We start from the raw sequence: 14,056 nt of genomic DNA, 5'->3' as shown, positions 1-14,056 counted from the left end.
CTCCTGCCGAGCACGAATCGCCTCCATGTCCGAAGGCGCCCTCAGCCAGCCGGCCAGCGTGTCTTGGCCCATCGGTGTCTGCGCGGTCGAGAGGAGCTGAAACAGCGAACCGCGGCCGAAAATGTCGAGGTCTTCCGCATATAGATGCTCGTCCGTGAGGTATCTACGCCCTTCGTCGCCGCGACCGATCCAGCGGTTCTCCAGCCTCGCCAGGCCGCTCTCGTAATAGGCCGCCGCCTTGCTCGCCCGCCGCCACGCCTTCAACACGGCATTCTGCAAAAACGCCAATGGCACGAGCGCGATCGCCAACGGTACCAGGGCCTGAGCCTCGGTGGGATCAAACACCACGTAGCCGATCACGGCGAACAGCACCAGCCGTCGCCCCAGCGTGATGCGCTGGTTCGCCCGAGCCAGCCGCCGGGCAGTAGCCGAGCGGGCCGCGAGCCGGCCCCGATATTCGGTTGCCGGATCGTAGCCGGGCACCGTACGTTGCTCGGTCACCGCGGGTGTCATTGGACCGACCGCCTCCAGGGAAAGGACGAACTCTTCCCCTACTTTCGCCGCTCGAGCTCAATTCTTACTGAATAGCTGGATAGCCGGCGGAAGACAGGCCGCGACGCCTGGTGAATCGAAGCCGCATTACGCGTCCTTCTATTCAACGTTAGGCATTCATCATTTCAGCTACATCAGCTGCCATTGGTTCCAGACGACCACGTAAATGCCCAAAAGTAGGTTCGTCGTGGCATGGGCGGCCACACAGTCCCAGATATTGCGCGTCGCCACCATCAGACCAGTCACCATCGTGAACCATACCAGGGCGGCCAGCAGCTCGGCCGGGTGCATCGCCATCGGCACGGCCGTGCCGACGAGCACGGCGAGCGGCGTCACGGTTCCGAACGGGACGCTCCACCAGTTCTCATGGACACAAGCCCGCATCAGAAAGCCGCGCAGAAAGAACTCCTCGATTAGTGGCACAACCAGCGCCAGACCAATAAAGCGAATGGCCAGAAATCCATAGGCCCAGGCCGGCTCTCCCACCAACTCGACCAAGGGGTTGAACGCGCTGCGCTGACCCGATCCGAGCACGCTTCCCAGTCCGATCGCCGGCAGGATGCGGTGTTCGAGCCCCAGGTGGCACACGCCGATCCACAGCACGACTCCCACGCCCCCTACGGCAAATGCCAGCCAGCTAACGCGCCACGGGAATTGCCGATAGACCGGCCACACAAAAAAAACCGCGGCGATCGAAAGCGCGATCTTCGCCGTATAGACCAGCGGGTAGGCGCGGTACGGAATGTTCAAATCGAACCAGCCCGTCGCTGTCTGGTCCTGGGGTTGGGCTTGATTTAGCGGATCGGCACCCACGCCAGCGGCCGCCAGGTCATCGGCCGGTGCCCGGTCTGGCGGCGCCGGCTCGCAGCTTGTCAGGACGAGAAATACCACCAGAGGGAGCACATAGCCCAGCCACGGATAACGTGCCAGCAGAGCGAGGCGCCAGCCACCCGTGTTTCCGCCGCCGAGAGGCGGGGGGGGAGAACCCGTTGCGTTGGGGGGCAAAGATGCTGAATCGGATGATGCCATAGTTGCTTAACACTAATTATAGTAGAGAGATAAATCAATCAGACAGGACTTTGATCCGCCCCGCGAGCGATAGTAAACGCGAGAATCGATCGACACCAAAGCTAGCAGAATTCGGTGGACCGACGAAGAATTCACGTAATCGACACACTTTTCTCACCAGCAATTCAAATCCGTATGTTCAATTTGGTCTTTGCGTGCCGAAGAAATGGGTTACGATGGTTGGACAGGCATCATGCCACGCTGACCCCGCTCCCGTTGGCAGAGTTCGCTCACAAGGCGGTGAGCCGCCATAGGAAGGTCCGGGGACAGGCCTGCCCAACCGGGGTTCTCGTTCCTTCCGGCGACCCCACGCAACTGCGACCCCGAATTTTGGCGGCGCAAGCGCTATAGACTTGTCGCCTGACCGTAAGATTAGTTCTAACGCCTTAACTGTGTAACTTGATACTGGATCGCGAGATTCGACCATGGACCTGGCCCAACTACGCAACATCGGCATTTCGGCACACATCGACTCAGGCAAGACCACGCTCAGCGAGCGCATCTTGTTCTATGCCGGACGCATTCACCGCATGCAAGAGGTGAAGGGTGAAGGTGGCGCCACCATGGATCACATGGACCTGGAGCGCGAGCGCGGTATCACCATTACCAGCGCCGCAACGACGGTCTCTTGGGACGATCACCAGATCAACCTGATCGACACGCCGGGGCACGTCGACTTCACCGTCGAGGTCGAACGCAGTTTGCGCGTGCTCGACGGCGCGATCCTCGTGCTGTGCGCCGTCGGTGGCGTGCAGTCGCAATCGATGACCGTCGACCGCCAGATGAAACGCTATCATGTGCCCCGACTGGCATTCATCAACAAGATGGATCGCACCGGCGCGGATTACCGCCGCGTGGTCAAGCAACTTCGCGAGAAGCTGCACTGCGAAGCCGTGCTGCTGCAAATAGGCATCGGCAAAGAAGACCAGTTCGAAGGGGTCGTCGACCTGATCACCCAGAAGGCTTTGTACTTCGACGGCACCAACGGCGAGCGCGTCCGCGAAGAGGCCATCCCCGATGATCTCAAGGAAGAAGCCGCGCACTCCCGTCAGGAAATGCTCGAAGCGCTGGCTATGTACAGCGACGAGATGATGGAGTTGCTGCTGGCCGAACAAGACGTCCCCGTGGACCTGATCCACAAGGTCGTCAAGGAAGCCGTGCAAGAGCAGGACGTCACCCCGGTCTTCATGGGCACGGCCTACAAGAACAAGGGTGTCCAGCCCCTGTTGGACGCAGTGGTCCGCTACTTGCCGTCGCCGCTCGATCGCAAGGTCGCGGCCAAGTCGTACGACAAGCCCGACGAGAAATTCCCGCTCGAACCCGATCCCACCAAGACTTTCGTCGGTATGGCCTTCAAGATCGTCGAAGATCCGTACGGTCAGTTGACCTTTACGCGCATCTATCAGGGCACGATCAACAAGGGGGATACGAACTTCAATCAGCGCACCGGCCAGAAGCAGCGCTTCAGCCGCATTTTGCGCATGCATGCCGACAAGCGCGAGGAAATCGATAGTGCTTCGGCCGGCGACATCGTAGCCATCATCGGCATCGACTGCGCCAGCGGCGATACCTACGCCTCGCAAAACAAATACTGCACGCTCGAAAGCATGTTCGTGCCCGAGCCGGTCATCAAGATGGCCATCACGCCGATTTCGCGCGAGGGTGGCGACAAGCTCTCGAAGGCCTTGCAGCGCTTCACGAAAGAAGATCCCACCTTCCGCGCCACTAGCGACGAGGAAACCGGCGATACGCTGATCGCAGGCATGGGTGAGCTGCACCTCGAGATCTATGTCGAACGGATGCGTCGCGAATACAAGTTGGACGTCGAGGTCGGCGCTCCCAAGGTCAGCTACCGCGAAGCGCCCACCAAGGAAACCGAGTACGACTTCAAGCACAAGAAGCAAACCGGCGGTTCGGGTCAGTACGCCCACGTGAAGGGACACTTCTATCCGCTACCGGATGATGCCCCGGAACCGTTCGAGTTCGTAGACGACGTCATCGGCGGCCGTATTCCCCGCGAGTACATCCCCAGCGTCGAAAAGGGCTTCCGCGATTCGCTCAAGAAGGGCCCCGTGGCCGGCTACCCGATCGTGGGCGTCAAGACCGTGCTTGAAGACGGTTCCTACCACGACGTCGACAGCTCGGATATGGCGTTCCAGATCTGCGCTCGCAACTGCTTCCGCGAAACGTTCCTGAAGATGAAGCCGATGCTGCTCGAACCCGTCATGAAGCTGGAAGTGGAAGTACCCGTGAACTTCCAAGGCTCGGTGACTGGTGAGCTGACCAGCCGCCGCGGCATGATCGTCTCCAGCGACGTGCAAGGCGCCGTCGCCGTGATCGAAGCCGAGGTCCCGCTGGCCGAAACGTTCGGCTACTCGACCGATCTGCGCAGCATGACGCAAGGCCAGGGAACTTTCACGATGGAGTTCTCGCGTTACAAGCGCGTGCCGGTCAGCATCCAGGAAGAAATCCTGGCTGAAAAGAAGAAGCAACTGGTCGGGGCGAAGTAAGCCGTCGCTCGGTAACGGCTTTGTCGCTGGCCGGGGAGCGCGCCCCACCTTCCGTGTGGCACACGGTTGCAATGACTTTGAATCACCCTCTCGCCTTGCGGGAGAGGGCCGGGTGAGGGAGTCTCCCGCGCCCCTGAACAATGCATCCACTCGACCTCGGCCTGCACAGGCTCTCAGGGGTCGCGCCATCTGCGCTCGCGTTTTTCATGCGGCGCTGCCGGCATCCCGCGCGCGCCTGACGACAGGTTTCGCACGTCATTGCTCGCGAACGTTGGGGCAACCGCGCCCGATGCTCGGAGAGGATTTTCGTGCCCTGCCGTGGTAAATTAACGGCAGCGTGACCGCACGGCACCATGGCGCGCCACGCTTATTCTGACGCGGAAGGCGTGAGCACGTCGGCGCACGTGTTGCGGATTCGAGGCATGAGTAAAAGGGCCGAGCAGAGGAGAGGGGCATCGTGATCGATCAATTAGCGATGGCCAACCTGGCCATTGTCGGGGTGGCGTTGCTCGTCGCAGCCACTCGACCAAAGCTTGCGGCAGACATGCTGCGCAAGGGGGATCGTTGTTTCTCCCAGCTGGCGCGCCGCCGCGGCGTAGCTATCTGCATCTCTGCTGCGCTGCCCATCTTGGTGCGTTTGGCCATGTTGCCCGTCGCGGGCGTCCCCTACCCTCACATCCACGACGAGTTCAGTTACCTGCTGGCCTCGGACACGTTTGCTGCGGGGCGCGTGGCAAACCCCACGCATCCGCTGTGGCAACACTTCGAGAGCATGCACATCATTCACGAGCCGACGTACGTGTCGAAGTATCCGCCGCTGACGGCGGTGTTCATGGCGCTGGGACAGGTCACGTTGGGCTACCCCTGGGCTGGCGTGCTGTTGGGCGTTGCGGCCATGTGCGGCGGTATTTGCTGGATGCTGCAAGGCTGGCTGCCACCGAAGTGGGCCCTGCTAGGGGCGATTCTGGCGGGGATGCGACTGGGCGTTTGCGGCTATTGGGTAGACAGCTATTGGGGTGGCGCTTGGGGAGCGTTCGGCGGCGCCTTGCTGGTCGGAGCGCTACCGCGAATCAAACGTCGATCCAAAGTGCGCGATGCCGTGGCGCTGGCGCTGGGTGTGGCGATCTTGGCAAACTCGCGCCCCTTCGAAGGAATGGCGCTTAGCCTGGCCGTGGGGCTGGCACTTCTATGGTGGATGATTCGACTGGACCGTCGCGCGATCGTCACGGCGTTGCGTCGGTTCGTGCTGCCGGCGTCGACGATCTTGCTCGTCGTCGCTTCCGCCATGGCGTACTACAACTGGAGGACTACCGGCAGCCCGACACGTATGCCGTACATGGTGCACCAAGCCACTTACCAGGTTTACCCGATCTTTCTTTGGCAACCGAAGGCTGCACCGCCGGTTTACCGTCACCTGATGATGCGACGAACCTTTGAGTTCGATGCCGCGGGATCGAATCCTTTTTTGTTCTCGCCAACGTTCGCAAGCCTGGTCGATTCAACCTGGTATGCCGCCGCGAAAACCGCGACGATCCTAGGGCCGGTCCTGCTTCTTCCACTGCTTTATCTTCCCTGGATCCTCCGCGACCGGCGCATGCGCTTCATCCTCTTTGCCACCGCACTGGTTGCCGTCGCGCTCTGTAGCGGGGTCGTTCATCAAGTACACTACGCAGCCCCCATGACGTGCTTGCTCTATTGCTTGTGCGTGCAAGGGCTGCGGCATCTCTATGTATGCCGTTTTCATCGTCGCGCCATCGGCCGCGACCTGGTGCGACTGCTTCCAATAGCCTATGCCTTGCTGGTGATTGTCGGGCTAGTGGCCCGCCTGGACCCGTCCGAGATGATTCCGCGGTGGTCGCCCGACCGATTTCCCCGGCCAGGTCGCGACAGCCGAGCGCGCGTCGAAAAGGAATTGCAATCCAATTCGGGAAAGCACCTGGCGTTCGTGCACTATGAAGTCGCGGTACACAACCCTGATGACGAATGGGTCTATAACGCGGCCGATATCGATGGCGCCAAGATCGTGTGGGCCCAGGAAATGAGCCCTGCAGACAATCAAGAGCTGATCGATTACTTCCCTGACCGGCACGTGTGGCTCGTCGAGCCCGAGCCCGTCCCAAAGATTACGGAATATCCGCGGTAACGCGGACGCCATCCTCTTCAACCCAAGCCCCTCGCGGGAGAGGGCAACTCCGTACTTAACCCCCGAACCACTTCGCGATCGAACGCAACGTGGTCGCTCGGCCGGCGCGGCCGATGCTCGTCGTGAGGGGGATCTTCTTCGGGCAGACGTTCACGCAGTTCTGCGCGTTGCCGCAGTCCTGGATGCCTCCCGGGGCGGTCAACAGATCGAGTCGCTCGCCGGCATTCAAAGCGCCGGTGGGATGGTTGTTGAACAGCATCACCTGGCTGATGGCATGCGCGCCGACAAAGTGAGTGTCGTATGTCTCGTGCTCGCGCTTGTGGAACTGCTCGTCGGTCTCCCCTTCGTTCCGCTCCAACTCCAGCTTATTGAACTGTGGACAGGCATCCAGGCAGCAGCCGCAGCTCATGCACTCCGACAGCGGGTAAGCTTGCTGCTGTTGCTCGGGCGAGACGCGCGGTCCGGGGCCCGCATCGTAATAGCCATCGACCGGAATCCAGGCTCTGACTTTCTCCAAGGCGCGAAACAACCGGCGACGATTCACCACCAGGTCGCGCACGACGGGAAACTTTTCCATCGGCCGCAGCTCGATGCCTTCGGGACTGTCTTCGAGCAGACGGTCCACGAGTGCCGTGCAGGCTTGCCGCACGCGGCCGTTGACCAGCATGGTACACGCGCCACAGACTTCTTCCAGGCAGTTGCAATCCCAGGCCACCGGCGCCACGCGTTGCCCCTCGACCGTTTTGGCCTGTGCGGCTACCCGCTGCAGAACGCTAATCACGTTCATATCGGCTTCGCGCTTGATGCGGTGCCGCTCCCAGTAACTGGAGTTGCCGGGGCCGTCCTGGCGAAGAATCCGCACGTCGAACTCGGTCACGTGTGAGCTGTGGCCGTGTCCGTCGGCCGAGGCGTGCGCGTCGTGGTCGGCGTGCGACGAATGTCCGTTGGTCGTGGCTTGCATGGCTTCTTTCAACGCAGGTTAGTTGGCGGCCGCGTGGGCGACCGTCTCCACAAAACTCACACGAATCTATCCGCAGAGGTCGTTTACCCTGCGGCGGTCGCCTTAACGGCTCCCTTGCCGACGGCGCCATTGCCGTCGTGGCCGGCGGCCGCCTTGGCCACTTGGCGCTGGTTCCAGACTTCTTCGATCACTTCCGCGCCGACCAGGCCATACAATCGCGGCCGCGGCGGGATCAGCGTGGTATCAACGTCTTCGTAAACGAGGACCGGATCCCCATCTTCGACATGCGTTGCCACGGTCGATTTCAGCCACTTGCGAGTGTTCTCTTCAAAGCGGTCGCACCAGGCCTCGGCCTCGCGACGGTGGGCCGCCGGGTCCGTGGCCACCAACCCTGGCATGGCGAAGTCGGGCTTAAAGTGTGCGCCGCGGCACTCGTCGCGCTGTAGCGCGCCTTTGACGATCACTTTGGCCAGCGGGAACATGTCCAGCAGCGATTTGGTGAAGACGACGTTTTGATTGGTCCAGTTGCCGGTGTCGGACAGCGAGCAGCGCTTCGCTCGTTCGGCCAATTCGCATACCGTGCCGTAGGCTTCTTGCAGCACGTCGTTGCGGCGCACCACGGTGGCCGCCTTGGTCATCACGTTGCCCAATTCCTGATGAATCAAGTAAGGGTTCTCGCCCCCTCCGCTGCGCTTCAACAAGGCATCGTGTGCTTGCTGATGTTGGCGGCGGGCACTATCGAACAAGCTCGACGGCTGATCCGCGGCCGCTCCACCGGGCACACTCTTGATCCAATTGGCCAATCCCGGCGCCGTGATCAGGCCGCTGAAGATGCAGCTCAGCAGCGAGTTCGCCCCCAGCCGATTGGCGCCGTGATACTGATAGTCGCACTCGCCGATCGCATACAGGCCGGGAATGTTCGTCACCTGGTTGCGCGGAGAGCCAAGCCGCAGCCCGCCTTCGGCGGTGCGCTCGTAATCGACCCACAACCCACCCATCGAGTAATGGACTGCCGGGAAGATCTTCATGGGGGTCTCACGCGGATCGACCCCTTGGAATTTCTCGTAGATGTCGAGAATTCCCCCCAGCTTCTGATCCAGCACAGCCCGCGGAATGTGCGTGACGTCGAGATAGACGGCCAGCCGGTCTTGTTCAACGCTCAGCCCTTCGTACGTGCAGACGTTGAAGATCTCGCGCGTGGCAATATCGCGCGGCACCAGATTGCCGTACTTCGGATAGCGCTCTTCCAGGAAATAGTAGCGTTCGGCCTCGGGGATCTGCTTCGGGTCGCGCGTGTCTTGCGGCTTACGCGGGACCCATACGCGGCCCCCCTCGCCACGGGCGCTTTCGCTCATCAAACGCAGCTTATCGGCGCCCGGAATGGCGGTGGGATGAACTTGGATAAACTCACCATTGCCGTACTTCGCCCCCGCGCGGAAGGCTCGCGAGGCGGCGCTACCGGTGCAGACCATTGACATCGTCGAGCGGCCGTAGATCAAGCCGCACCCACCCGAGGCAATGACGACCGCGTCGGCCGGAAAGCTGCGGATCTCCATCGTGACCAGATCCTGGCCGATGCAGCCGCGGCAAGTGCCGTTCTGGTCGAGCACGGGACCGAGAAAATCCCAGAACTCGTACTTCTTGATCTTGCCTTCGACCTCCCAGCGACGGACCTGCTCGTCGAGCGCGTACAACAGTTGTTGCCCGGTCGTCGCACCGGCGAAAGCCGTGCGCTTGAAGAGCGTGCCGCCAAAACGGCGCTGATCGCGGAAGCCCTCGGGCGTGCGATTAAACGGCACGCCCAGCCGGTCCATCAGGTCGATGATCCGCGGGCCCCATTCGGTCATTTCCTTGACCGGCGGCTGGTGCTGCAGAAAATCGCCGCCGTACACCGTATCGTCGAAATGCAGGTACTCGTTGTCCCCTTGCTGACGGGTCACCGAGTTGACGCTGTTGATGCCCCCCTGGGCACAAACGCTGTGCGAACGTTTGACGGGCGTCAGGCTCATCAGGTCGACGCTGATACCTGCTTCGGCAAGTTGCATGGCGGCCGACAAGCCCGCCAGCCCGCCCCCGACGATCATCACGCGCTGCTTTGCCATCTTCGATTGACCTTAGGCTGATTGCATGTCGGGCCACGGCGTACCGGGCCTATCGCCGGCGCGGAAAGTCCGCGCGATTGTTGGCGATAAATTATTGCGATACTTCAATTTTACGGTTGCTGCTCGACCTGGGCGACCGGCGTGGTCTGTGGTGCTGACCGTCTGGCGGACTTCTTGGTTTCGCCCTGCTGTTCGAGTTCGGCTTTCGCTTTCGCTTCGAGTTCTTCGAGTTGCTGGTTCTGTTCGTCTCGGGCTTGTTCGTAGGCTTCGGCTTCGAGCAGGTTCTTCTTGTCACCGGCCCGCACGGCGCCAAAGAGGGCCCCCATGCCGAGCGTGAACAGGAGCACGCCAAAGACGCCGCATACCCAGTTCGCACGGCGTTGCGCGGCGGCTGTTTCCCACAAGCCCCACGTGATTCCCATCGTCCACAGACCGTTGGAAAGATGGAACACGCAGGCCGCAATGCCGATCGCGTAGGCCACGCGAGCCGTCAGCGGCGCGAGCGCCAGTCCCACCGACGACGTGGCATGTTCAGGATCGAATTGGCCGCCATACAGCGGCTTGGCCAGGTTCTTCATCCAGTAGTCATTATGGATCCAGCCGTGCATATGGAACACGTGCCAGAAAATGAAAACCAGCGCGATCCAGGCCGTGGCCCGCTGCAAGGTGTAGCGGATATTGCCCGAATAGGTGTAGCGATTCGAGTTCGATTTGCCGCTGCGGACGATCATCACCCCCACGACCGCATGGAAGATCAGCGGCAGGAAGATGAAGCTCCATTCGACCAGCGGTAATGCCGGCCCCAGGGAGTGGATCGTGTCGACGTTTTTCTGAAACGATTTCGCCCCGGCCAGCAGGCTGGCATTGGTCAGCAGATGGACCACCATGTAGGCGCCCACCGGCAGCAATCCACTGAGCGAGTGCAGCCGGCGGATCAGGAATTCGTGACGAAGGAAGAACGTGGGGGCGGGGCTACTAGTCACGCGATTGATTTCCTTAACGCGCTGCGGCAGGAGCGCGAGACGCGGTTACATCGGAACCACCAACTGCACCGGGTAGTATAGATTTGCCACGCCCCCTGACAAGCGGACTGCACCACGTTGCCGCGACAGCATGGATAGTAGGCCGAACTGCGGGCAATGCATCACGCCGCAGAGGGCTTCGTTGCGGACTGTACCACGCCCTCGCATTGCGAACCGATCGTGCGCCAGTTCGATCACATGGGCAACGGACTGGGCCCGGGACGCGGGCCGGCATTCGCCAAATCTTCTCCAACAATCATCGCGCCTCGGGGGCAACCGCGTAGCTGGCTGCGGCACCCGCACCTCCTCGAGAACGATTTCGGTCCTCCCGTGGAACCATTCGCCGGGGCGCAGCATCTGCAGCCGGCCAAGTGGAGCGGCCCGCCTGTCGAAGCAGGTTCCCAGAGGCATGCCTGCCGAAATGGCAGCAAATTTGCCCCGTCAGGGGGCACGCGGCGAGCTAATTTACCTAATCTAACTTGTGGCGAGGTATCATTGGTCGATATTAACATGAAGGTAGATAAGGATTATCGCCGCGCACGGCTGACAGAAACGTACTGTCCACCGGCGAAGTGGCATCCTAGTTGCTTAGAGTGGTGTCGGGGTGCGCCGGTACGCCGGCGAAACGTCAGGTGGGAACTGGTCCTGTGATTGGTACAACGCCATCTCTGTTGATCACTGACGACGATCTCGGCTTCCGCGAGACGTTACGCGGCGTGCTCGAGCCGCTGGGGTTTCGCACGTTCATGGCGGAGAACGGCGAGGAGGCTCTGCATCTGGTACGGCACGAGGAAGTGCATCTCGTGCTGCTCGATATGCACATGCCGCGGCTGACCGGGCTAGAGACGCTGCGGCTGGTCAAGCAGGTCAAGGCTATCCTGCCTTGCATCATCCTATCGGCGAACGCCGACGAGGACTTGCGCGAGCAGGCCCGCCGGGCCGAGGCCTTCTCGGTGCTCGATAAGCCGGTCAGTCGGCTGAATCTGACCAACATTGTCCGTATGGCACTGCGACGGACCTACAACTGGCCGGCATAACCCGAGCCCGTTTCGCCGCCCGCCACAGTTTCGCTGCTCGGGCCTATTTCGCTGCCCGGGCCTATTTCCCAAGCGCGACTTTACGCTCCGCTGGCTTGATCCGCCTCGGGCGCGCTCTCTTCGCGTAGGACCGTGGTGCGCTTGCGAGCGATGCCGGTGCCCGGAACCAGCAAGGGACTGGGAGAGTTTTCCTCGACGATCTGCTTCAGCTCGTCGGCGTCGATGACTTCCTTCTCGATCAGCCGTGCGGCCATCGCTTCCAGTGCCGGTCGGCGGGCGGCGATTATCGCGCGTACTTTCTCGATCGATTCTTCGATGATGCGGCGCACTTCCTGGTCAATCTCGCGCGCCGTGTGCTCGCTGTGGCTGCGCTCGCGCGGAAAGTCGCCTCCGGTGGCCAGGAAGGGGGAACGTGCGCTCTCGCGATAGTTCACCCGGCCTAGCCGGCTCATGCCGTATTCCATAACCATGCAGCGGACGATCTCGCTGGCGCGTTCGAGGTCGTTCTGCGCACCAGTGGAAACGTCCTGAAAAATCATTTCTTCGGAGATCGTGCCGGCCAACAGCACCTGCACCCGGCTTTCCAATTCTCCTTGGGTCATCAGATACCGATCCCCCTCGGGACGCTGCATCATGTAGCCTAAGGCGCCGATGCCGCGAGGAATGATCGAAACCTTATGCACAGGATCTGTGTCGGGCAGGCTATAGGCCACTAGGGCGTGACCGCTTTCGTGGTAAGCCACACGCTGCTTTTCGTCCTGATGGATGATGCGCTGTTTTTTCTCCAGGCCCGCGGTGACGCGCTCAACTCCCTCGTTGAATTCCACCATGCCGACGCCGGTTTTTCCCTTGCGGGCGGCCAACAACGCGGCTTCGTTGACCAGGTTCGCCAGGTCGGCCCCGACGAAACCCGAGGTAATGCCGGCTACATCGCGCAACTGCACGCTGCTGTCGAGCTTCACGTTCTGCACGTGAACGTCGAGAATCTTTTCGCGGCCGCGCACGTCGGGACGATCGACCAGCACATGGCGATCGAAACGGCCCGGACGCAACAGCGCCGGATCGAGCGTTTCCGGACGGTTCGTGGCGGCCATCACGATCACACCGCTGTTGGAACCGAAGCCATCCATTTCCACCAGCAGGGCGTTCAACGTCTGCTCGCGCTCGTCGTGGCCTCCGACAACGCTGGTGCCGCGGGTTTTGCCCAGCGCGTCCAACTCGTCGATAAAGATAATGCAGGGGCTTTTTGCTTCGGCTTGCTGGAACATATCGCGGACGCGCGCCGCACCGACGCCGACGAACATTTCGACGAAGTCCGAACCGGACAGGCTGAAAAATGGCACGCCCGCTTCGCCGGCGATCGCCTTGGCGAGCAGCGTTTTACCGGTTCCTGGTGGCCCGACCAAGAGTACGCCCTTGGGAATCCGACCCCCCAGCACCTGGTACTTTTCAGGGGTCCGCAGGAATTCCACGACCTCGCGCAACTCTTCGACAGCCTCGTCGATGCCGGCCACGTCGTCGAAGGTGACGCCGATGTCTTCCTGGGCGTACATCTTGCCGCGGCTGCGACCGAACGCCATCGGGCTGCCGGCGCCTCCCAATCGTCGCATCATGATGAAGAAGGCGAAGACAAATAGCGCCGTGACGATCAGCACAGGCGCATAAGCGCGCAAGCCGCTTGGGGCGCGCTCGAAGTTAGCGTCCGAAAACCCATTTTCGTACAGGGGATCGAACAGCTCATGGTCCGTCCCGACACGCGGGCTAGAAAATCGCACGTCGGCTTGCTCTTCGCCCAGCGGATTACCTTGGCCGTCGACAGACTGTGTGGTGACCTGGCCCGTTACTTCCGAGGCGCCCACGGTGAGATTCTTCAGGTGTGAGAAGCGGCGCAAGCCCTTGGCGCTGTCCGAGCCGTCATGCACGTCGATATGCGCCAGCGGCAGTTTCTCGAGGGCATTCTTATCGTCGCTCCCCAGCTTGATCAGGCGGACGAGCTCGGGATAGCGAATCTCGACATCCGGTTTGCTGGCCAACAGGGCGACCAGGAACACGGTGCCGATCCCCAGTGCCAGCAGGTACCAAATGACGTTATTGCCCATGCCGGCGTTTTTTTTGTCGGCCGATTTACGGCCGGGTTCGTTGCGTGGTTCCATAGCGCGACTTTCTTGGCAACTTTCAGTCGGTGATCCGCTCGCAAAAGCGGTATGCCGTCAGCGGCCCAGGCAGACAATTCCTGGCCGCGCAGCCCATAGCGAGAGGTGAAGCAGGAGGGACAGCACGTTCGGCAGACATACCAAAGCTATCCTAGGTGCTTACATCGGAAGATACAACGATCGTGCGCCAGCAAGATCCCCGCCGTCGCTACATCCCCACGTGTGGGCTTGTCGGGCAGTCGGCGTAGGGCGGATCAGGGTTGTCCCCTGTCAGACCCCTTCTTAGAATGCGGTCTTGCCTTGCGGCAAGCCTAAGCCAGCCATGCCGTTAATGCGTCCCTCGGTCCCAGGTCCCCGCAGCCGTTCGGTCGCAGATCGGTTTGTGGCACCAATCGGCGCAATGAGCATAATCGCGCCACACGGTGTCACTGCCGTCCTTTGCGGTCGTTGGTTAAGAGGGGAACATGGACACCACGCGACAGGCCCTTGGCGAACGGGAAAATGGGCT

At 61.4% G+C, this 14,056-nt stretch carries 9 protein-coding genes; 3 read left to right on the top strand and 6 right to left on the bottom strand.

The annotated features are described in order from the left end of the window. Positions 1-513: hypothetical protein (locus VGG64_27735; protein ID HEY1603427.1), on the bottom strand; the 513-nt coding region annotated here is incomplete at its 3' end. Between the two features lie 168 nt (positions 514-681). Continuing rightward, on the bottom strand, positions 682-1,581 hold the full coding sequence (locus VGG64_27730; GenBank protein HEY1603426.1) for a CPBP family glutamic-type intramembrane protease: 900 nt from the start codon (positions 1,579-1,581) through the stop codon (positions 682-684). Between the two features lie 464 nt (positions 1,582-2,045). Here VGG64_27730 and fusA point away from each other — a divergent pair, with 464 nt between their 5' ends. Then, positions 2,046-4,130: an elongation factor G gene (gene fusA, locus VGG64_27725; protein ID HEY1603425.1), complete on the top strand. Its 2,085-nt coding sequence runs from the start codon at positions 2,046-2,048 to the stop codon at positions 4,128-4,130. A gap of 457 nt (positions 4,131-4,587) precedes the next feature. After that, positions 4,588-6,273: a hypothetical protein gene (locus tag VGG64_27720; GenBank protein HEY1603424.1), complete on the top strand. Its 1,686-nt coding sequence runs from the start codon at positions 4,588-4,590 to the stop codon at positions 6,271-6,273. 55 nt (positions 6,274-6,328) lie between these two features. Here VGG64_27720 and sdhB read toward each other — a convergent pair whose 3' ends face one another. The 3 genes from sdhB to VGG64_27705 form a co-directional block, all read right to left on the bottom strand. Then, complete coding sequence (sdhB, locus tag VGG64_27715) at positions 6,329-7,234, bottom strand: succinate dehydrogenase iron-sulfur subunit (GenBank protein ID HEY1603423.1); 906 nt, start codon at positions 7,232-7,234, stop codon at positions 6,329-6,331. Positions 7,235-7,317: 83 nt separating this feature from the next. Further along, positions 7,318-9,336 (bottom strand): succinate dehydrogenase flavoprotein subunit, encoded by a 2,019-nt coding sequence (gene sdhA / locus VGG64_27710; protein ID HEY1603422.1) that lies wholly within the window; start codon positions 9,334-9,336, stop codon positions 7,318-7,320. A gap of 110 nt (positions 9,337-9,446) precedes the next feature. Then, the gene (locus tag VGG64_27705) at positions 9,447-10,319 is read right to left on the bottom strand and encodes a succinate dehydrogenase cytochrome b558 subunit (GenBank protein ID HEY1603421.1); all 873 of its coding nucleotides are present in this window, start codon (positions 10,317-10,319) and stop codon (positions 9,447-9,449) included. A gap of 686 nt (positions 10,320-11,005) precedes the next feature. On the opposite strand from VGG64_27705, the gene VGG64_27700 reads away from it, so the two are divergent. Beyond that, a complete protein-coding gene (locus VGG64_27700; GenBank protein ID HEY1603420.1) occupies positions 11,006-11,395 on the top strand; it encodes a response regulator in 390 nt (129 codons plus the stop codon). Between the two features lie 80 nt (positions 11,396-11,475). Here the strand turns inward: VGG64_27700 and ftsH are convergent, their stop codons facing one another. Next, positions 11,476-13,548: an ATP-dependent zinc metalloprotease FtsH gene (gene ftsH, locus VGG64_27695; GenBank protein HEY1603419.1), complete on the bottom strand. Its 2,073-nt coding sequence runs from the start codon at positions 13,546-13,548 to the stop codon at positions 11,476-11,478. Positions 13,549-14,056: the final 508 nt, after the last annotated feature.

This window comes from Pirellulales bacterium, from assembly GCA_036490175.1.
Classification (GTDB): Bacteria; Planctomycetota; Planctomycetia; order Pirellulales; family JACPPG01; genus JACPPG01.
Note: the sequence above shows the minus strand (reverse complement) of the source record. Positions and strands in the feature narration are given on the sequence as shown.

What these genes read in the sequence shown, in the direction of transcription:
- ftsH (HEY1603419.1), bottom strand. Translation starts at nt 13,548, where the DNA reads ATGGAACCACGCAACGAACCCGGCCGTAAATCGGCCGACAAAAAAAAC.
- sdhB (HEY1603423.1), bottom strand. Translation starts at nt 7,234, where the DNA reads ATGCAAGCCACGACCAACGGACATTCGTCGCACGCCGACCACGACGCG.
- fusA (HEY1603425.1), top strand. Translation starts at nt 2,046, where the DNA reads ATGGACCTGGCCCAACTACGCAACATCGGCATTTCGGCACACATCGAC.
- sdhA (HEY1603422.1), bottom strand. Translation starts at nt 9,336, where the DNA reads ATGGCAAAGCAGCGCGTGATGATCGTCGGGGGCGGGCTGGCGGGCTTG.
- VGG64_27730 (HEY1603426.1), bottom strand. Translation starts at nt 1,581, where the DNA reads ATGGCATCATCCGATTCAGCATCTTTGCCCCCCAACGCAACGGGTTCT.